This is a genomic window from Mesorhizobium sp. RIZ17 (genome assembly GCF_051127865.1).
GTDB classification, from domain to species: Bacteria; Pseudomonadota; Alphaproteobacteria; order Rhizobiales; family Rhizobiaceae; genus Mesorhizobium; species Mesorhizobium humile.
In genome coordinates this window covers 1358232-1378920 of sequence record NZ_CP147861.1, presented here as the reverse complement: position 1 = coordinate 1378920, position 20689 = coordinate 1358232, and the positions used below count along the sequence as shown (strand labels likewise).

The window sequence follows — 20689 nt, the reverse complement described above, 5'->3', positions numbered from 1 at the left end:
ATCACTCGAATGCGAAGGAGAGGCGGCATGGGCCGTATCGCAGCACTTACCCGCAACCCGGCGATGATCGCGCTGGTGGCAGCGCTTGCCATTACGGGCTGCGCCTCGAAGAAGAACCTGAACAGCCCAGGCGATCTCGGCCTCAATGGCGCCGGCGCCGCGACGCCGGGTTCCGCGCAGGATTTCACCGTCAACATCGGCGACCGCATCTTCTTCGACACTGATTCCGCTTCGATCCGCGCCGATGCGCAAACCACGCTCGGCCGCCAGGCGCAGTGGCTGAACCAGTACCGCCAGTACGCCATCGTCATCGAAGGCCATGCCGACGAGCGCGGCACGCGTGAGTACAATCTGGCGCTGGGCGCCCGCCGCGCCGCCGCCACGCGCGACTTCCTGGTTTCCAAGGGCGTCTCCGCCAGCCGCCTGAAGACGATCTCCTACGGCAAGGAGCGTCCGGTCGCGGTCTGCGATGACATCTCCTGCTGGTCGCAGAACCGCCGCGCCGTCACCACGCTCTCCGGCGCCGGCTCCTGATCGATTTTCGCCAAGGGCGCCAGGCGCCCCAGGCGGCAAAAATACAACAACCCAAAATGAAAGGCGGCCTCAGGGCCGCCTTTTTCATTTGCAACGGCTTGAAACAAAATTTGGCCGAAGTCTCGCGTCCTGCTATGAGCGCGAGGGCGCTTCCTCCCACTGTTTGATTTGGAAAGGCGCATCAGGCCAACACCCATCGCGAGAGACAGAATGCATTTCAGAACGGTCCTGAGCGGCACGCTTGCGCTGCTGCTCATTTCAAGCCTCCCGAGCCTTGCCGCCTCGGCCGACAGCGCCGCGCGGGCCTCCGACAGCGGGTTCACCTTCCATCTGCCGACGCTCGGCATCTTCGGCGACAAGAAGAAGCCGGAACAGGCGCAGGTCGCGCAGGACAGCAGCGGCGGCATGACGGGTCTGGAGGACCAGTTGCGCCAGATGAACGGCAAGATCGAGGAGCTCAACTTCCAGATCCTGCAGATGCAGGAACAGATGCGCAAGCAGCAGGAAGACAACGAGTTCCGCTTCCAGCAGCTCGAGGGCGGATCGCAAGGCAGCACCAAGCCGGCCGGCCCGAAGAAATCGGAAGCCGCGCCCCAGGATGGAAATAGCAACGGTGGCAACACCAATCTCGGCGATGCCGGCACCGGGGATTCCGGCGCCGGCGACGCCGGAACCGACAACAGCGTCGCCCAGGCCCCGGCGACGCGGGCGCCGGCCGACACCGGCGCGGAAAATGGCGCAGGCAAGAGCGTCGGCGACGTCATCGTGGAATCGCAGACCGGCGATCCCGGCAAGCTGATCACCGGCGCGCCGCCGAAGAATTTCGGCACTATCAAGGTCGACAAGAACGGCAATGTCGTCAACGCCGAGACCGACCCGCAGGCCAGTGCGCCGGCGCAAGCTCCCGCCGCCACGGCAAGCGCGCCCTCCGCCGAAACGCCGGCCAAGAAGAACAAGGCTGGCGGCACGCAAGTCGCGGCCCTGCCGTCGACCAACGATCCCGACGAGCTCTACCGCAATTCCTACCAGTTCATCCTGTCGGGCGACTATCCGACCGCCGAGCAGGGTTTTCGCGATCATATTTCGCGCTTCCCCAAGGACGCCAAGGCGTCGGACGCGCATTACTGGCTGGGCGAGTCGCTGCTCGGTCAGCAGAAATACCGTGACGCGGCCGAAGTCTTCCTCGCCGCCAGCAAAGACTACCCGAAGGCCAAGAAGGCGCCCGACATGCTGCTCAAGCTCGGCGTTTCACTGGTCGGCCTGAAGCAGAACGACGTGGCCTGCGCCACCTTCAATGAAATCGGCAAGCGCTATCCCGATGTTTCCGGCGCGCTCAAGGAACGCATCAAGCAGGAAAAGGCGCTGGCGGCGTGCTGACGCCCGATACCAAACCTGACCTTCTCGACCGCCTTTTCTCTGACCTAGACCTTTCGACCGGCGCCGTTGCGGCCGTGTCCGGCGGCAGCGACTCTACCGCCCTTCTCCTTCTCCTCAAGGATCACCTAGACCGGACCGCCCCGGCCGCCAGGCTGCTCGCGGTGACCGTCGATCACGGCCTGAGGCCGGACTCGGCCAGCGAGGCTAGGCTCGTCCAACGTTTCTGCGTCGAGCGCGGCATCGCGCACCGCATTCTTTCCTGGCGTGGCGACAAGCCCACGACCGGCCTGCCGGCCGCCGCGCGCGAGGCGCGCTACAGGCTGCTTGCGGAGGCAGCCGATGCCGAAGGCATCAAGCTGATCCTGACCGGCCACACCGCCGACGATCAGGCCGAGACGGTGCTGATGCGACAGGCCCGCGACGATGATGGCCGAGGCCTCGCCGGCATGGCGCCCGCCACGCTGCACGACTGGCGGACATGGATCGTCCGGCCGCTGCTCGGCACAAGGCGCGCGGTATTGCGCGAAATTCTGCGGGCTCGCGACATTAGCTGGATCGAGGACCCGACCAATATCGACATCCGGTTCGAGCGGCCGCGCGTGCGGGCGAAGCTCGGGCAGGGCGATGGCGAGCGACGGATAGCGGAAGCGCTGGCACGGTCGGAGCAGGCGGCTCTCGAGCGCCTCGACATCGGCCGCCGTGCCGCCACGCTCATCGACGCCTTTGCCGACAGGCCGGTTCCGGGTCTCATCCGCCTCGACCGCGGTTTTGCCGCGCATCAGGATGGCGAGGCGGCCCTCTATGCGCTGCGCATCCTTTTGGCCGCCGTCGGCGGCATGTCGTTCCTCGCCGACGAGGCGCGCTGCGTCGCGCTGCTTTCCCGTCTGCGGTCGGCTCCGCTTTGCGCCACATTGTCGCGGACGGTGGTCGACGCGCGCCGGACCGGCATTTTCCTGCGCCGCGAGAACCGCAACCTGCCGGCAGCCCTGCCGCCGTCGAATAACCAGCTTTGGGACAATCGGCGACGCATCACTTTGAAAGACGGGCCGGGCGGCTTGGTGATCGCGCCGCTGGGGTCCGCCGCCGCCAGGCAAGCGTCCGTGAGCGAGGATGTTCCGCAAAGTGTCGCACGCGCGGCGCTGGCTGCGGAGCCCGCGCTATGGCGCGGAGCCGAACGCCTTGATTTTACTGGCGGCGATACCGGCCCGCAGGCGATCTCGATGGTCCCAGTGGTAGCCCCTTTCGCCCGCTTCCTGCCGTCCTTCGACCTTGCGCCCGCCGTCGCCGTCGCGGCCCTTGTCGGCGCTCCTTTGCCGCCGGCGCCGCCATTCCACGGCCATGATGGCGAGCGAGGGTGGGCGAAAGCTTAACCGATACATGCTGTTCTGCTTGGCAAGGGGAGGCGGTCTCCCTATGTTAGGCCCAAGCTCCTCCATCATCGCGGGTCCGTGCGCGGACCCCAACGGGACAATAGATGAATCCGAATTATCGCAATCTCGCGCTCTGGGCGATCATAGCGGTCCTGCTCATCGCCCTGTTCAATCTGTTCCAGACGCCCCAGACGCGCGGTGCCACGACGGATATCGCCTATTCGCAGTTCCTGCAGGATGTCGCCTCCGGCCGGGTCAAGAGCGTGACCATCGCCGGCGCCCGCATCTTCGGCAACTACACGGACAACGCCAACGGCTTCCAGACCTACTCGCCCGGCGATCCGTCGCTGGTCTCCAGGCTGCAGGACAAGAACGTCACCATCACCGCCAAGCCCGAGACCGATGGCTCCAACTCGCTGTTCGGCTACCTGATCTCGTGGCTGCCGATGATCCTGATCCTCGGCGTGTGGATATTCTTCATGCGCCAGATGCAGTCCGGCTCCGGAAGAGCGATGGGCTTCGGCAAGTCGAAGGCCAAGCTTCTGACCGAGGCGCATGGCCGCGTCACCTTCCAGGACGTCGCCGGCGTCGACGAAGCCAAGGAAGACCTCGAGGAGATCGTCGAGTTCCTGCGCGATCCGCAGAAATTCCAGCGCCTCGGCGGCAAGATCCCGCGCGGCGTGCTTCTGGTCGGCCCGCCCGGAACCGGCAAGACGTTGCTCGCCCGCTCCGTCGCCGGCGAGGCCAACGTGCCGTTCTTCACCATTTCCGGCTCGGACTTCGTCGAGATGTTCGTCGGCGTCGGCGCAAGCCGCGTGCGCGACATGTTCGACCAGGCCAAGAAGAACGCGCCCTGCATCATCTTCATCGACGAAATCGATGCCGTCGGCCGTCATCGTGGCGCCGGCCTCGGCGGCGGCAATGACGAGCGCGAGCAGACGCTGAACCAGTTGCTGGTCGAGATGGACGGCTTCGAATCCAACGAAAGCATCATCCTGATCGCCGCCACCAACCGGCCCGACGTGCTCGACCCGGCGCTCTTGAGGCCCGGCCGCTTCGACCGCCAGGTCGTGGTGCCGAACCCCGATATCGTCGGCCGCGAGAAGATCCTCAAGGTGCATGTCCGCAACGTGCCGCTGGCGCCCAATGTCGACCTCAAGGTGGTTGCGCGCGGCACGCCGGGCTTTTCCGGCGCCGATCTGATGAACCTCGTCAACGAATCCGCGCTGATGGCGGCGCGCCGCAACAAGCGGCTCGTCACCATGGCCGAGTTCGAGGACGCCAAGGACAAGATCATGATGGGTGCGGAGCGCCGCTCGTCGGCGATGACGCAGGCCGAGAAGGAGCTGACCGCCTATCACGAGGCCGGCCACGCGATCCTGGCGCTCAACGTGCCGTCGGCCGATCCGCTGCACAAGGCGACCATCATCCCGCGCGGCCGCGCGCTGGGCATGGTCATGCAGTTGCCGGAAGGCGACCGCTATTCGATGAGCTACAAATACATGGTCTCGCGGCTTGCGATCATGATGGGCGGCCGCGTCGCCGAAGAGTTCAAGTTCGGCAAGGAGAACATCACGTCGGGCGCCTCCTCCGACATCGAGCAGGCGACCAAGCTGGCGCGCGCCATGGTCACGCGCTGGGGCTTCTCCGACAAGCTCGGCCACGTCGCCTATGGCGACAACCAGGAAGAGGTCTTCCTCGGCCATTCGGTGGCGCGCACGCAAAACATCTCGGAAGAGACGGCGCAGATCATCGACGCCGAGGTGCGGCGCCTGATCGACGACGCCTATTCGACCGCCAAGGCCATCCTGACCAAGAAGAAGAAGGAATGGATCGCGCTCGCCGAAGGGTTGCTCGAATACGAGACGCTGTCCGGCGACGAGATCAAGCAGCTTATCGCGGGCAACAAGCCCGCCCGCGACCTCGGCGACGACACCCCGCCCAGCCGTGGCTCGGCCGTGCCGAAGGCCGGCACCGGCGGCCGCCGCAAGAAGGGCCCCGAGCCCGAAGGCGGCATGGAGCCGCAGCCGCAAGGCTGAGGTTTTTGCAAACGAACTGATTGGAAAGCGCCGCGGATCAAACCGCGGCGTTTTTGTTTTGGGGCGGCGAATAGCACCCTGCGACATTGGCGATTTGCGAAAGCCGGCGCGACAGCCAATCTCCCCCCAAGTGGGGGAGATGCCCGGCAGGGCAGAGGGGGGCGCTGTCCCGCCGGCCTCTCTTCGTTCATCCTCGGGCTTGACCTAGGATCATGCCGTGACTGCTGCCGGAGGACGCAACGGCGCAGAATTCTGTAACCGCTGCAAAGCCTTAATGTCACGGCATGGGTTCTAGAGCATGTCTCCCGAAAGTGGGCCCGGTTTCGGGACAAAGACATGCTTAAAATCAAAACTTAAAGCAGGTCGCGTGAATCCTTTTTCACGCGACCTGCTTTAGGGTCTGCGCGCGTCGCTCCGCTCCTTGCTCCGCCCTAGAATGACGACTGCATAGTAGCGATCCTTCACGCCCCCCTCTGTCCTGCCGGACATCTCCCCCACGAGGGGGGAGATTGGCACCGGCAGCGACCGCGCTTCCTCTCTTGAGCCGCAAACAAAAGGCCCGCGCATCGTGCGATGCGCGGGCCTTTTTCCGGGAATTGAAGCTAGGCGATCAGCTCTTCAGCTTGGCATTGCAGAGGCTGTAGAAGCCGCCGCCCTTCTGGATCCACTTCAGGCCGTTCAGCGTGTTGGCATCCTTGTTGGCATAATACTGCTCGAGGCAGGTATGCATGCGGCCCTTGGCCGGGGTCTCGGTCGCGAATTTCGGCGAGATGGCCTTCGGGAAAGTCACGCCTTTCGGAGCAACAGCGGTCGGCTTTTCCGGTTCGCTGGTGTAGGTGGCTTCGGTCGGAGCCGGCGCGGTGTCGTCATCCGAGGCGCTGGCACCGCATTGGGCCTTGCGGAAGTCGTTCCACTTCATGCCCTTCAGCGTGTTCGCCGTTTTCGCAGCCTGGTATTTGGTGCTGCATTCGGCCATGCTCAGGCCCTTGCCGCCGTCGGCAGCCGCGGTCGAGGTCTTGGTCGTCTTGGCGGGCTTGGTGTCGGTGGCGGGCGCGGTGGCGGCCGCCGCGGTTGCGCCAGGGCCGCACTCGGCCTTGCGGAAGTCGTTCCACTTCATGCCGTTCAGCGTGCCGGCGGATTTCGCAGCCTGGTACTTGGCGCTGCATTCCTTGGAGCTCAGGCCCTTGGCCGCGTCGTCGGAAGCGGCGGCGGCCGCCTTCGTCTTCTTGGCGGGCTTGGTGTCGGCTGCCTTCGTATCGGTCGCGGCCTTGGCGTCAGTGGTCGCCTTGGTGTCGGTCGCGGCGGAAGCGTCGGTACCGCACTGGGCCTTGCGGAACTGGTTCCAGGTCTGGCCAGAGAGCGTTCCCGCATCCTTGGCCGCGTTATACTTGGTGCTGCACTCGGCCATGGTCAGCGCGTTGGCCGGCGCCGCCAGGAACAAGGTTGCGACGGCGATCCCCGTCAAAGCTGCAAGTCTATGAATAAGCATGGCGTTTTCTCCCTTGCTGCCGCCATTAAGTGTCCCTATGCCGAATCAATAGCTCTCAATGTCCGGCTGCGCCAGATGCTCCCGGCATTGATACCGTCACAAAGTGTGTTGATCCTGATAAGGTGATGAATTGCTTGCCGGCGTGTCGATAGCCAAGGTTAACCGGTGGATAGGGCACCGAAAAGCCTGGCTTGAGCAGGTGCAGAGCCGCCAAGTAAAAGGCGGTGGCAGGCTGTCGAATCACTTGCACAGCCCGCGACAATGATTTTCTAAGGATTGGTAATATATAATGACAAAATTTGATGATCGGATGCGGCCCAATTGTGGCAATACGGGCGGCTGAAAAACCGACAGGGACTGTAAGGCACATGGCAGGTCAGTATTTCGGCACCGACGGTATCCGCGGACGGGCCAACAAATTTCCGATGACGGCCGAGATTGCCATGCGCGTCGGCATGGCGGCCGGGCTCTCCTTCCAGCGCGGCAATCATCGTCATCGCGTCGTGCTCGGCAAGGACACGCGGCTTTCCGGCTACATGATCGAGAACGCCATGGTGGCGGGCCTTTGTGCCGCCGGCATGGACGTGTTCCTGCTCGGCCCGATACCGACGCCTGCGGTCGCCATGCTGGTGCGCTCGCTGCGCGCCGACATCGGCGTGATGATCTCGGCCTCGCACAATCCCTATTACGACAACGGCATCAAGCTCTTCGGGCCCGACGGCTACAAGCTCTCCGACGAGATCGAGGAGCGTATCGAGGGCATGCTCGACAAGGACATCGAGCTGGCGCTCGCCGATTCCGACGGGCTCGGCCGGGCCAAGCGCGTCGATGGCGTGCATGACCGCTATATCGAATTCGCCAAGCGCACGCTGCCGCGCTCGATGTCGCTTTCGGGTCTCAGGATCGTCGTCGACTGCGCCAACGGCGCCGCCTACAAGGTGGCGCCGGCCGCGCTTTGGGAGCTGGGCGCCGAGGTCATCGCAATCAATGTCGAGCCCAATGGCTTCAACATCAACAAGGAATGCGGCTCGACCCATCCGGCCGGCCTGCAGAAGAAGGTGCACGAGGTGCGCGCCGACATCGGCATCGCGCTCGACGGCGACGCCGACCGCGTCGTCATCGTCGACGAGAACGGCGCGATCGTCGACGGCGACCAGATCATGGCGCTGATCGCCGAATCCTGGCACCAGAGCGGAAGGCTGGCCGGCGGCGGCGTCGTCTCCACGGTGATGTCCAATCTCGGCCTGGAGCGCTTCCTCGGCGACATGAAGCTGCAGCTGCACCGGACCAAGGTCGGCGACCGCTACGTGGTCGAGCATATGCGCGCGCATGGCTTGAATGTCGGCGGCGAGCAGTCCGGCCATATCGTGCTTTCCGATTTCTCGACCACCGGCGACGGCCTCGTCTCGGCGCTGCAGGTGCTGGCCTGCATCAAGCGGCAGAACCGCCCGGTCAGCGAACTGTCGAAGAAATTCGAGCCGGTGCCGCAGCTTCTGAAGAATGTCCGCATCTCGGGCGGCAAGCCGCTGGAGGAAGCGCCGGTCAAGGCGGCGATCGAGGAAGGGCGCAACCGGCTCGGCACGTCCGGCCGCCTCGTCATCCGGCCCTCGGGCACCGAGCCGCTCATCCGCGTCATGGCCGAGGGCGACGACCCGCAACTGGTCGAAGCGGTCGTCAACGACATCGTCGGCATCCTTCAGGACACCCGCAGCGCCGCCTAGAACGCTTCATCGTTTCACGCAAACGCCGAACCGCTCTATCTCTCTGTTTTCCGCAATTGGGCGGAAAGCTACGGCGAAGTCGCCGAGCCTGACCGTTTCACGCTCAGGTCGATATGCGAGCCCGCCCTTCGGCGGGCTTTTCGCTTGCCACACGGACGGCGCGCCGCACTCGGTCTCTAGCTAGAATTGTATGGATTCGTGGTTAATCGGTACGGTTAAACGGCTTTTAACCTTTGCAATTCATTATCCAAACCCGAGGTCAATCATCTTCGGGCGGGTGTCGTCCCGAGGCTTCTTAGGGGTGACAGAATGTTCAAGACAGCAAGAATGGCATTGCTTGCCGCGCTGTTCGGGGGGATGGCCGGGCCGCTCTTCGCGGCCGATCTCCCAGCGCCGCAGGTTGAAGAAGCGCCGCCGCCGGTGGTCGAGCAGCAGCCCATCGATGTCGGCGGCTGGTACATCCGCGGCGATCTCGACTATCACAAATCGAGCCTGCGTGGCATCGACTATATTACATATGGGCCGCCACCCGGCAGCAACGATTTTGATTTCGGCCATCTGAAGGGCGGTTTCTCGCTGGGTGGTGGTGTCGGCTATAAGATCAACAGCTATCTCCGCACCGACCTGACCGCAGATTACTGGTTCAAGTCGAACTTCAACGGCCAGACCTCGGATCTGCTTACAACGTCGACCGAAGTTTCAAAGATGAGCGCCCTGCTGCTGCTCGCCAATGCCTATGTCGACATCGGCACCTGGCACGGCATCACGCCTTATATCGGCGCCGGCATCGGCGGTGCACACGTCAAATGGGACACAGTCCATGATCCGAACACCACCGAGACCAATCCTGGCTCGTCCAACTGGCGCTTCGCCTACGCGCTTATGGCCGGCGCCTCCTACTGTCTGACCGACAGGGTAATCCTCGACGCGGGTTACCGCTTCACACATATCGAGGGCGGCCGCATGTTCGAGTTTGATACGAGCAGTTCCGGACCAGGTTTCGACCACGGCATCAACACCCATGAAGTGCGCGGCGGCTTGCGCTACCAGTTCAGCGGCAACAATGGCTGCGCGGCACCGGTCGCCTATCAGCCGGAGCCAGAACCGATCTACACCAAGTAATCGCTTCCTGAATCCTGGAACTCAAAACCGCCCGGCATCAGCCGGGCGGTTTTTTGTTTTATGCAACGCCGGTAAATATCGATCGAAATCAATTCGGTAACTGGCTGTTATCCTTAACCGGCACTTAACCACTATGGTTAACAATGCTTCCTGAAACGGCAGCTCTGCTCGCGCTCGCGACTGGCGCCAACTTCAGGAGCCGGGGACCATGACATTAAAATCGCGTATCGCACTGGCGCTCGCCGCAATCGTGCTGATGCCGGCGACACAGGCGGTTTCGGCCGATTACGATCCGCCGGTCTATGCCGACCAGGCGCCGGACTATCAGCCGGTCGAGGTCGGCTCGGGCTGGTACCTGCGCGGCGACGTCGGCTACGCCTTCAGCCATCCGTTCAAGGATGAGGAAACGTCGAACGGAGCGCTCAATAGCTTTGTTGACGAGGCTAGCCTGTTCACGGGCAGCATCGGTATGGGCTATCACGTCAATGACTATCTCCGGGTCGAGTTGAACGGTGGGATACTGCCGACCAATAAATTCGCAGCGCATGACAAGCTCGGAGCAACCTGCAACGGCCACACGCTTGTCGACAACGGTTTCGGGACCATCAATTCCGTCGCGGCCACTCAGGCCTGCGACCTCACCGACAATGCCTCCAACAAGGGCTACAGCCTTATGGCGAACGGCTATGTTGACCTGGGCACATATGTTGGGCTCACACCCTATATCGGCGGCGGTATCGGTCTCGCTTACAACAAATACTACAAAAGCATCGGCGCACGCGACTGCGTGGAAGTCGCGACGAATTCCGCCGGTACCGGCGGATTCTTCTGCGACGATCCCGCCGGTTACGAAGGTCAGACCGACACCGCGGCCAAGTTCAGTTTCGCCTATTCGATCGGCGGGGGCCTGTCCTACCAGGTCACCAAGAACGTGTCTGTCGATCTCGGTTACGAGTATTTCGCCGTGCCGGGCGCCAAATATGTCGCCTATGACGGCGGCGCCTTCAACATCCATAAGGGTATTGATTATCAGACGGTCAAGCTTGGATTGCGCTACGATCTCTGGTGAGCGGCAAAGCCTGAAAATCGCCAACGGCGGATCGATCGATCCGCCGTTTTTGCTTGCCCGACATCCCGTAGTGTGAGCGAATATCCTGACCGCGACAAAAACTTTGCTCTTGACGCCGAAGGTCTGAGCGCATATCGCCGTCCGTGGGCCACCCCTCCCCAACGAGGGGCCACTATCTGGAAGGATAGACCACGATGACGACACCTACCAAGCCCGGACTCCGTCCGGCAAACCCCAACTTCTCCTCAGGTCCCTGCGCAAAACGCCCCGGCTGGTCGGTCGAGGCGCTGTCGAAGGCCGCGCTCGGGCGCTCACACCGCGCCAAGATCGGCAAGAGCAAGCTCGAGCAGGCGATCGAGCTGACGCGCGAGATCCTCAAGGTTCCGGCGGACTACCGCATCGGCATCGTGCCGGCGTCGGACACCGGCGCGGTCGAGATGGCGCTGTGGTCGCTGCTCGGCGAGCGCGGCGTCGACATGGTCGCCTGGGAAAGCTTCGGCTCCGGCTGGGTGACGGATGTCGTCAAGCAGCTCAAGCTCGCCGATGTGCGCAAGTTCGAGGCCGGCTACGGCCAGCTGCCCGACCTGACGCAGGTCGATTTCGACCGCGACGTCGTCTTCACCTGGAACGGCACGACATCCGGCGTGCGCGTGGCGAACGGCGATTTCATTCCGGCGAACCGCAAGGGCCTGACCATTTGCGACGCCACCTCGGCGGCGTTCGCGCAACGGCTCGATTTCGAAAAGCTCGATGTGGTCACCTTCTCCTGGCAGAAGGTGCTGGGCGGCGAGGGCGCGCACGGCATGCTGATCATCAGCCCGCGCGCCGTCGCCCGGCTGGAGACCTACAAGCCGGCCTGGCCGCTGCCGAAGATCTTCCGCCTGACCTCGGGCGGCAAGCTGATCGAAGGCATCTTCAAGGGCGAGACCATCAACACGCCGTCGATGCTGTGCGTCGAGGACTATCTCGACGCGCTCCACTGGGCGAAGTCGATCGGCGGGCTCGAGGCGCTGATTGCCCGAGCGGACGCCAATGCCGCCGTGCTCGACCGGTTCGCCGACAAGTCGGCGTGGCTCGGCCACCTTGCCGTCGATCCGGCGACGCGCTCGAACACGTCCGTGTGCCTCTCCTTCACCGATCCTGACGTGTCGGCGCTCGGTGCCGACGGGCAGGCGGCCTTCGCCAAGGGCATCGTGTCCGCCCTCGACAAGGAAGGCGTCGCCTACGACATCGGCTCCTATCGCGATGCGCCGCCCGGCCTGCGCATCTGGTGCGGAGCCACCGTCGAGACCGCCGATCTCGAAGCGCTGCTGCCCTGGCTCGACTGGGCCTTCGCCACGCAGAAGGCGTCGCTCAAGGCAGCGGCCTGAAATCCGTGGCGGCCTCCGGCCGCCACCTTTTCCGACACATCCAATCCCCTTCAAGGAGGCCGCCATGGCGCCCCGCGTTCTCGTTTCGGATAAACTTTCCACCACCGCCGTGCAGATCTTCAAGGACCGCGGCATCGAGGTCGACTACCTGCCCGATCTCGGCAAGGACAAGGAAAAGCTTCTCGAGGTGATCGACCAGTATGATGGCCTCGCCATCCGATCGGCGACCAAGGTCACCGAGAAGCTGATCAATGCCGCCAGCAGGCTCAAGGTCGTCGGCCGCGCCGGTATCGGCGTCGACAATGTCGATATCCCGGCCGCCAGCCGCAAGGGTATCATCGTGATGAACACGCCCTTCGGCAATTCGATCACCACGGCCGAGCATGCGGTCGCCATGATCTTCGCGTTGGCGCGGCAAATCCCGGAAGCCAATGCCTCCACCCATTCGGGCAAGTGGGAAAAGAACCGTTTCATGGGTGTCGAGATCACCAGCAAGACGCTGGGCGTGATCGGCTGCGGCAATATCGGCTCGATCGTCGCCACGCGCGGCGTCGGGTTGAAGATGCATGTGATCGCCTTCGACCCGTTCCTGTCGGACAGCCGCGCCGAGGAGCTCGGCGTCCAGAAGGTCGAGCTCGACGAGCTCTTCGCCCGCGCCGACTTCATCACCTTGCACACGCCGCTGACCGACAAGACGCGCAACATCATCAACGCGGCGGCGATCGCCAAGATGAAGGACGGCGTGCGCATCATCAACTGCGCCCGCGGCGGACTGGTCGTCGAGGCGGACCTGGTCGCGGCGCTGAAGAGCGGCAAGGTGGCGGGCGCCGGCATCGACGTGTTCGAGGTGGAGCCGGCCGAGCAGAACCCGCTGTTCGGCATGGACAATGTCGTGGCGACGCCGCATCTCGGCGCCTCGACCACCGAGGCGCAGGAGAATGTCGCGCTGCAGGTCGCGGAGCAGATGAGCGACTACCTGATCAAGGGCGCGGTCTCCAACGCCATCAACATGCCTTCGATCACCGCCGAGGAGGCGCCGCGGCTGAAGCCTTTCGTCAAGCTCGCCGAAGTGCTCGGCGCCTTTGTCGGCCAGGTCACCGAGGATCCGATCAAGGAGGTCGAGATCCTGTTCGACGGCTCGACCGCGACGATGAACACGCGCGCGCTGGTGAGTGCTGCCCTTGCCGGCCTCATCCGGCCGCAGGTCTCCGACGTCAACATGGTGTCGGCGCCGATCATGGTGAAGGAGCGCGGCATCATCGTCGCCGAGGTCAAGCGCGACAAGTCGGGCGTGTTCGACGGCTACATCAAGCTCACCGTCACGACCGAGCACAGGACGCGCTCGATCGCCGGCACCTGCTTCTCCGACGGCAAGCCGCGCTTCATCCAGATCAAGGGCATCAATCTCGACGCCGAGGTCGGCCAGCACATGCTCTACACCACCAATGCCGATGCGCCCGGCATCATCGGCCTGCTCGGCACCGTGTGCGGCGAGAACGGCGTCAACATCGCCAACTTCCAGCTCGGCCGTAACCGGCCGGGCGGCGATGCGATCGCGCTGCTTTATCTCGACGCGCCCTTCCCGGAAAAAGTACTGGAGCAGGTGCGCGCGCACAAGTCGATCGACTCGGCGAAGCGGCTGCGCTTCGACGTCGGCGGCGAGTAATCCTCGACTGACATGAAAAAACGCCCCGTCTGCATCAACGGGCGGGGCGTCAATGGATCGAAGTTGCTGACGGCTGCTTTGCGCATGGCGCGAGATATCATCCCGACTGCAACACTGCTCGGCTGCCGCTGTATTCGGCAAGCGCAATGCCGCCGAGGACAAGTGCCAGCGCGAAAGCCTGATAGGCCTGAAACTGCTCGCCGACGATCAGCACTGAAAGCAGCGTGCCGAAGATCGGCACCAGGTTGATGAACAGGCCGGCGCGGTTGGCGCCGATCAATTCGTTGCCCTTGATGTAGAGGACCTGCGAGACGACCGAAGCGCCAAGCGCCGTATAGAGCGTGAGCGCCCATCCACGCGCGTCCGGCACGATGACGCGGCCCGACGCGACCTCCCAGAGCAAGAAGGGCGGGGAGATCAACAGCGCGGCGATCGACAGCGCCAGCATGAAACTTTGCCAGCGGATTGCCGGCTTGAGCCGCAGCCCCACCGAATAGAGGCTGTAGCAAAGCACCGCGACAAGCATGATGGCGTCGCCGAAGTTGAGGTCGAGCTTCAGGAGCTGGCCGAGTTCGCCATGGCTGGCGGTCAGCGCGACGCCGACGATGGTGAGGATAACGCCGAAGATCTGCAGGGGCTGCACGCGCAGCCTGAAGAGCACAAAATTGGCCAGGATGATGACGATCGGAATGGCTGCCTGCTCGATCGAGACGTTGATGGCGGTCGTGTAGTTGAGCGCCGTGTAGAAGATGACGTTGAAGATGGTGAAGCCGCAGGCGCCGAGGCCGGCAAGCAGCTTCCAGTGGCTGCGCACTACGGGCCAATCCTCGCGCAGCGTCCGCCAGCCGACGGGCAGCAGGATCAGCACCGCCATCACCCAGCGCAGGAACACCAGCGTCATCGGCGAGACATGGCCGACTGCAAGCTTGCCCGCCACCGAATTGCCGCCCCACAACAGCATGGTCGACAGAAGGAACAGATAGGCGGCTCGATGCATGGAGGTTCCGGCCCCGCAGGATGTTCGAGGGTTCAGGCCGGCCTAGAGTGGTGGCGGCGGCAAGTAAATGATGCGAAGGCCGGAATTTGTTGTGCCTGGATCAGGTTGACGTTTCGCCGGCGCCGTCATTTCGATCCAACTCCTGGCTGGGGCATGGTCTTACGCGAAAGCCGGCTCCCGCTTTCGGGGGTATGCTCCAAGGATGGTTTCGGCGGCAAAGAAAGGGTCGCGCCGGCCTGCGCTTGACGCTATAGAGGCCTGTCGTTTCAGGCCGCCCGCGCGGCATTTCAAGGGAAAAGAACATGGCCAATGTGGTGGTCGTCGGCTCGCAATGGGGCGACGAAGGCAAGGGCAAGATCGTCGACTGGCTGTCGGAACGGGCCGATGTGGTCGTGCGCTTCCAGGGCGGCCACAATGCCGGCCATACGCTGGTCGTCGACGGCAAGGTCTACAAGCTGTCGCTGCTGCCCTCGGGCGTGGTGCGGGAGGGCAAGCTTTCGATCATCGGCAATGGCGTGGTGTTCGATCCGCATGCTTTCGTCGCCGAAGCCAAGAAGCTCAAGGAACAGGGTGTGGAGGTCACGCCGGAGCGCCTGAAAATAGCCGAAAACACCGCGCTTATCCTGTCGCTGCACCGGGAGCTGGACGGATTCCGCGAAGACGCCGCCTCGAATTCCGGAACCAAGATTGGCACGACCCGCCGTGGCATCGGCCCCGCCTATGAGGACAAGGTGGGCAGGCGCGCGGTGCGGGTGATGGATTTGGCGGATTTGGAAACGCTCCCGTTGAAGGTCGACAGGCTGCTGACGCACCACAACGCCCTGCGCCGCGGGCTCGGCCATGCGGAAGCGACGCATGAGGCGATCATGCAGGAGCTGACCTCGGTGGCCGCCGAGATCCTGCCCTACATGGACCGCGTCTGGAAGGTGCTCGACGACAGGCGTCGCGCCGGCGAGCGCATCCTGTTCGAGGGCGCGCAGGGCACGCTGCTCGACATCGACCACGGCACCTATCCTTTCGTCACCTCGTCCAACACGGTCGCGGGTCAAGCCGCCGCCGGCGCGGGCGTCGGCCCCGGCGTCATCGGCTACGTGCTCGGCATCACCAAGGCCTATACGACGCGCGTCGGCGAGGGACCGTTCCCGACCGAGCAGAAGAACGAGATCGGCGAGTTCCTCGGCACGCGCGGCCATGAGTTCGGCGTGGTCACTGGCCGCAAGCGCCGCTGCGGCTGGTTCGACGCCGTGCTGGTGCGCCAGGCCGTCGCCGTCAACGGCATCAAGGGCATCGCTCTGACCAAGCTCGACGTGCTCGACGGGCTGGACGAGATCAAGGTCTGCACGGGCTACAGGCTCGACGGCGAGACGATCGACTACCTGCCGGCCAGCCAGGGCGCGCAAGCGCGGGTCGAGCCCATTTACGAGACCCTCGAAGGCTGGAAGGGAACCACGGCCGGCGCCAGAAGCTGGAACGATTTGCCGGCGCAGGCCGTCAAATATGTCCGCTATATCGAGGAGCTGATCGGCGCCCCCGTGGCGCTGCTTTCCACCAGCCCCGAGCGGGACGACACAATACTTGTGACCGATCCGTTTCAAGACTAGTTTCACAGCCCTTCCCGGCGCTATGGCTGATTTGCGGCCGGCGGGAAAAGAATGCAGGTCACCTGACGCATGGCAGATTTCGTTAGTGTTCTGAAAAAGCAGCTCGCGAAGAAGGACGAACCTTCGTTCGAGATGCGCAAGCAGATATACGACGGTGCCCGCGCGGTGCTGGCGAAGAAGCTCGCCGAGTATTCTCCGCCGCTGGCGCCCGATGTCGTCAGCAAGCAGAAGCGCTCGCTGGAAGATGCCATTTCCACCGTCGAGCGCGACTACGTCAAACGCCCTCCGGCCGAGGATCCGCTGGCGGAGCTGGAGCATATTTTCTCCTCCATCGACCGCAACAAGAACCAGCCGAGCCACTCCCGCCAGCCGGCGGCGCCTGAGCCCGCCAAGCCGGATCCGTTCAAATCCGAGCCGTTCAAGCCGGCGCCCGCGCCCGCCAGGACGGAGCCAAGCTGGCAAAGCGCGCCGAAGGCGGAGCCGGCGCGGCAAATCCCTGCGAAGACCGAGCCGGCCTGGCAGAACACGGCAAGGACGGAGCCGAACTGGCAGGCCGCGCCAAAGGCGGAGCCAGCCTGGCAGAAGCCGCCGCCGCCGATGCCGTCGCCGCGTGACGACGATGTCGGCCTTGCCGGCATGGACGCCGCCGATGCCGATGACGGCGGCGACGTCTTTGCCAATGACGAGCAGCCGGCCGATACCTTCCAGCGCCTGCGGCCACAGCCGCCGCAGCGCAAGCGCAGCTATGGCGGCTTGATCGCTGCCGTCATCGCGCTCCTGGTGCTGGCCGGCGGCGGCTACGGCATATGGCTGAACAAGAATGCGTTCGGCTCGCTCTTCGGCCTTGGCGCCGGTGGCAGCAAGACGGTCTCGACCGAGCCGCTGGTCAAGCCGGCTCCGGCCAAGCCGGCGACTGAGACGGCGGCGGCGCCGGCTGCGTCCGGCACCGGCGAGACTGCCGACACGACCAAGTTCACGCAGCGCCTGACATCCGAGGGCAAGGAGACCGATCCCGGTCCGGCCGGCGGACAGGCCACGATCGGCGAAGGCGAATCCGTCGCGGCGCTCACCTCGCGGCCGCCGGCGGCGCCAGCGACGACCCCGCCTGTTGCGGCCACGCAAACGCCCGCGGCACCTGCCGCGGGAGCAACGCCGGCTGCGCCGGCGACCGACGCCGCCAATCCGACGCCGCCCGCGGCCGGAGCCACACCACCCGCAACTGCTGCGGCAACGCAGCCCGCGGCCGGCACCACACCGCCGGCGGCTGGAACAACTCCGCCTGCCGCTGGCACGACGCCAGCTGCGCCCGCGCCGGCGACAGCCGAAGCGACCGTGCCGGTCGGCCAGAAGGCGATCTTCTATGAGGAGCGCACCAGCACCCAGCAGGGCACGGCCGAGCCGGGCAGCATCGTCTGGTCGCTGGTGCAGGAATCGCCCGGCGGCGATCTGCCGCCGGAGCCGGCGATCCGCGCCGAGGCGACGATCCCGGGCAAGAACCTCCAGCTGCGCATGACGATCCGGCGCAACGCCGACCAGACCTTGCCGGCCAGCCACATCATCGAAATGATTTTCCTGACGCCGAAAGACTTCGACGGCGGCGGCGTCGACGGCCTTCTGCGCATCGCCATGAAGAGCTCGGAGCAGGATGCCGGCAGCCCGCTGATCGGCCTCCCGGCCAAGATCGGCGACGGCTTCTTCCTCGTCGCGCTCAACGACACCAAGGCCGACGAGGACGCCAACCTGACGCTGCTGAGGGGGCAGGCGTGGATCGACGTGCCGGTGGTCTACAAGACCGGACGCCGCGCGCTGCTCACCATGGAAAAGGGCATCCCGGGCGAAAAAGTGTTCGACGAGGCGCTGAAGGCCTGGGCGGCGAAGACGTCGGGGTGAAGTTAAAGGCGCGCCTTAAAAGCCTTGAAAGAGCATGTCGAGCGCAGCGACGATATCGTCGTGGTGGCTCGTAAGATTGGTTCGATTTTCACCCAGTTCGGTCGCCGCAACCGTGGCAATCAGGTGGGTGGCCATCACCATCTTCCGGCCGTTGATCTCGAAAACCGGATGCAGCTTGCGCATTGGCGAAGGTGCCGAGGTCAGCGGCAGAAGCGGAACGACGACGCGAGTCTTGAAGTGGTCGAGCAGGTCGGATTGAACGTCGAGCAGATAGCCGCCTTCGATGCTGCTGGCGAAGACGTCATAGCGCGCCATTAGAATTGCCGATGTTCCGTGAGCGGGATGCCGTGCTTGTCGACATAGTCGTTCCAGGCGACCATCGTCGCGCGGTTTTCAAGCTTCCATAGCCGCGTTTTCTCTGCAGCAACCGCTTCCGCTATGCCGGCCTCCGCGGCACGCGATACATTCACGTTGAGCCCCTTGGCTTCCGCCATGAGTTGAGAATCGATAGACAGGTTAGCCGGTTGGCGGACTGCGTTCGGCGCTATCTTGCGCATGATGGGGTCCTCATTATGCGCATATCTTATGCGCACGCCGCCGTTTTTGCAACGAAGACAGCGCTACCCCTCCATCTCCTCCCGCAGCATCTCCAGCTCCAGCCACTCTTCCTCAAGCGCGGCGAGCGTGGTGCGTTCCTTGTCGAGCGCGGCGATGGTCTTCTGGAACGAGGTCGGGTCGCGCTCGTAGAAGGACGGGTCGGCGATGTTGTTTTCCAGCCGCGAGATAGAGGCCGTCACCGCCTCGATCTTCTTCGGCAGCGAATCCAACGCGAATTTCTGCTTGAACGAGAGCTTTCTTGCGGGGCCCTTAGGCGATGGCTGTTCGGCTTTCGATCCAGCCTCGCCTGCCTCGGTTTTCGACCTTGCCTTGCGATCCTCCAGCTTGGAACCGCCGCGCTGCGCCAGCATGTCGGAATAGCCGCCGGCATATTCGATCCAGCGGCCGTTGCCGTCCGGCGCGATCACGCTGGTGACGGTGCGGTCGAGAAAGTCGCGGTCGTGGCTGACCAGGATCACGGTGCCGGCAAAGCCCGCGACCAGTTCCTGCAGCAGTTCCAGCGTCTCCATGTCGAGATCGTTGGTCGGCTCGTCGAGCACCAGCAAGTTCGCCGGCCGTGCCAAGACCCGGGCCAGCAGCAGCCGCGCGCGCTCGCCGCCGGAAAGCTCGCGCACCGGCGTGCGCGCCTGCTCCGGTTTGAACAAGAAGTCCTTCATGTAGGAAACGACATGGCGCTGCTCGCCATTGATGACGAGGTTCTCGCCGCGCCCGTCGGTCAGGTAATGCGCCAGCGTCTCGGCCGGGTCGACGGCCTCGCGCTTCTGGTCGAGCGTCGCGATCTCGAGATTGACGCCGAGGCGCACGGTGCCGGCGTCCGGCGCCAGCTCGCCGGTCAGCATCTTCAAAAGCGTCGTCTTGCCGGCGCCGTTCGGGCCGACCAGGCCGACGCGGTCGCCACGCTGGATGCGGGTCGAGAAACCCTTGATCACGGTGAGGTCGCCAAAGCTCTTGTCGATGGCCTTGGCCTCGATCACCAGCTTGCCGGATTCGGCCGCGTCGCTCGCCACCATGGTCGCTGTCCCCTCGGCGCCGCGGTGGCTGCGGAAACGCTGGCGCATGGTCTGCAACTCGCCGAGGCGGCGCATGTTGCGCTTGCGCCTGGCGGTCACGCCGTAGCGCAGCCAGTGCTCCTCGCGCACGATCTGGCGGCCGAGCTTGTGCTGCTCGCGTTCCTCCTCTTCCAACACCTGGTCGCGCCATTCCTCGAAATGGGCGAAACCCTTGTCCAGTCGCCGCGTCTGGCCGCGGTCGAGCCAGACGGTGGCGCGCGTAACGCGCTCGAGAAAGCGGCGGTCGTGCGAGATCAGGATGACGGCCGAGGAAGTTCGGGCAAGCTCCTCTTCCAGCCATTCGATGACTGAAAGATCGAGATGGTTGGTCGGTTCGTCGAGCAGCAGGATGTCGGGTTCGGGCGCCATCACGCGGGCAAGGGCGGCGCGGCGCGCCTCGCCGCCGGAAAGGTCGTTCGGCCGCTCCTCGCCGGTCAGCCCGAGATGTTCCATCAGATAGGTCGCGCGATGCGGATCGTCGGCCGGACCGAGGCCCGCCTCGACATAGGCGCGCACGTCGGCGAAGCCGTCCATGTCGGGCATCTGCGGCAGATAGCGGACCGTGGCCGAGGGCTGGCGGAACACTTCGCCGTCCTGCGGCTCGATCATTCCGGCTGCGATCTTGAGCAGGGTCGACTTGCCCGAGCCGTTGCGGCCGACCAATGCGATCTTCTCGCCGGCGGATGCGCTGAGCGCCGCGCCGTCCAGCAGCGGAGTGCCGCCGAAGGTCAGTTTAATGCCGTCGAGGTTGAGAAGTGGCGGCGCCATCTGGAAATG

16 protein-coding genes are annotated in these 20689 nt (G+C 64.3%); 11 read left to right on the top strand and 5 right to left on the bottom strand.

Annotation, left to right across the window (positions count from 1 at the left end; genetic code table 11):
- Positions 1-27: 27 nt before the first annotated feature.
- The 4 genes from pal (at position 28) to ftsH (ending at position 5320) form a co-directional block, all read left to right on the top strand.
- Complete coding sequence (gene pal, locus WDX12_RS06780) at positions 28-534, top strand: peptidoglycan-associated lipoprotein Pal (RefSeq protein ID WP_434724345.1); 507 nt, start codon at positions 28-30, stop codon at positions 532-534.
- Positions 535-744: 210 nt separating this feature from the next.
- Positions 745-1911 (top strand): tol-pal system protein YbgF, encoded by a 1167-nt coding sequence (gene ybgF, locus WDX12_RS06775; RefSeq protein ID WP_434724344.1) that lies wholly within the window; start codon positions 745-747, stop codon positions 1909-1911.
- Positions 1905-3281: a tRNA lysidine(34) synthetase TilS gene (gene tilS, locus WDX12_RS06770; RefSeq protein WP_434724343.1), complete on the top strand. Its 1377-nt coding sequence runs from the start codon at positions 1905-1907 to the stop codon at positions 3279-3281. Before ybgF ends, tilS begins: the two co-directional genes overlap by 7 nt.
- Before the next feature lie 104 nt (positions 3282-3385).
- Positions 3386-5320 (top strand): ATP-dependent zinc metalloprotease FtsH, encoded by a 1935-nt coding sequence (gene ftsH, locus WDX12_RS06765; protein WP_320296452.1) that lies wholly within the window; start codon positions 3386-3388, stop codon positions 5318-5320.
- Positions 5321-5930: 610 nt separating this feature from the next.
- Here the strand turns inward: ftsH and WDX12_RS06760 are convergent.
- Positions 5931-6809: a hypothetical protein gene (locus tag WDX12_RS06760; protein ID WP_434724342.1), complete on the bottom strand. Its 879-nt coding sequence runs from the start codon at positions 6807-6809 to the stop codon at positions 5931-5933.
- Between the two features lie 368 nt (positions 6810-7177).
- Here WDX12_RS06760 and glmM point away from each other — a divergent pair, with 368 nt between their 5' ends.
- The 5 genes from glmM to serA all read left to right on the top strand — a co-directional run bounded on the left by glmM (position 7178) and on the right by serA (position 13757).
- A complete protein-coding gene (gene glmM / locus WDX12_RS06755) occupies positions 7178-8530 on the top strand; it encodes a phosphoglucosamine mutase (protein WP_320296454.1) in 1353 nt (450 codons plus the stop codon).
- Between the two features lie 309 nt (positions 8531-8839).
- Entirely contained in the window at positions 8840-9652 is an 813-nt protein-coding gene (locus tag WDX12_RS06750) for an outer membrane protein (RefSeq protein ID WP_434724341.1), read from the top strand.
- A 208-nt stretch (positions 9653-9860) separates the two neighbouring features.
- On the top strand, positions 9861-10721 hold the full coding sequence (locus WDX12_RS06745; protein ID WP_434724340.1) for an outer membrane protein: 861 nt from the start codon (positions 9861-9863) through the stop codon (positions 10719-10721).
- Between the two features lie 194 nt (positions 10722-10915).
- The gene (locus WDX12_RS06740) at positions 10916-12091 is read left to right on the top strand and encodes a phosphoserine transaminase (RefSeq protein ID WP_434724339.1); all 1176 of its coding nucleotides are present in this window, start codon (positions 10916-10918) and stop codon (positions 12089-12091) included.
- A 64-nt stretch (positions 12092-12155) separates the two neighbouring features.
- Complete coding sequence (gene serA, locus WDX12_RS06735; RefSeq protein ID WP_320296458.1) at positions 12156-13757, top strand: phosphoglycerate dehydrogenase; 1602 nt, start codon at positions 12156-12158, stop codon at positions 13755-13757.
- Between the two features lie 97 nt (positions 13758-13854).
- Here the strand turns inward: serA and WDX12_RS06730 are convergent, their stop codons facing one another.
- On the bottom strand, positions 13855-14754 hold the full coding sequence (locus tag WDX12_RS06730; protein ID WP_434724338.1) for a DMT family transporter: 900 nt from the start codon (positions 14752-14754) through the stop codon (positions 13855-13857).
- Positions 14755-15056: 302 nt separating this feature from the next.
- On the opposite strand from WDX12_RS06730, the gene WDX12_RS06725 reads away from it, so the two are divergent.
- Both WDX12_RS06725 and WDX12_RS06720 read left to right on the top strand, forming a co-directional pair.
- Positions 15057-16355, top strand: coding sequence for an adenylosuccinate synthase (locus tag WDX12_RS06725; RefSeq protein ID WP_434724337.1), 1299 nt, complete (start codon positions 15057-15059; stop codon positions 16353-16355).
- Positions 16356-16424: 69 nt separating this feature from the next.
- A complete protein-coding gene (locus WDX12_RS06720) occupies positions 16425-18245 on the top strand; it encodes a hypothetical protein (RefSeq protein ID WP_434724336.1) in 1821 nt (606 codons plus the stop codon).
- 15 nt (positions 18246-18260) lie between these two features.
- Here WDX12_RS06720 and WDX12_RS06715 read toward each other — a convergent pair whose 3' ends face one another.
- The 3 genes from WDX12_RS06715 to WDX12_RS06705 all read right to left on the bottom strand — a co-directional run bounded on the left by WDX12_RS06715 (position 18261) and on the right by WDX12_RS06705 (position 20680).
- A complete protein-coding gene (locus WDX12_RS06715; protein WP_320215543.1) occupies positions 18261-18560 on the bottom strand; it encodes a CcdB family protein in 300 nt (99 codons plus the stop codon).
- Positions 18560-18802, bottom strand: a complete 243-nt coding sequence (locus tag WDX12_RS06710) for a type II toxin-antitoxin system CcdA family antitoxin (protein WP_434724335.1) — start codon at positions 18800-18802, stop codon at positions 18560-18562. Before WDX12_RS06710 ends, WDX12_RS06715 begins: the two co-directional genes overlap by 1 nt.
- A gap of 63 nt (positions 18803-18865) precedes the next feature.
- Positions 18866-20680 (bottom strand): ABC-F family ATP-binding cassette domain-containing protein, encoded by a 1815-nt coding sequence (locus WDX12_RS06705; protein WP_434724334.1) that lies wholly within the window; start codon positions 20678-20680, stop codon positions 18866-18868.
- Positions 20681-20689: the final 9 nt, after the last annotated feature.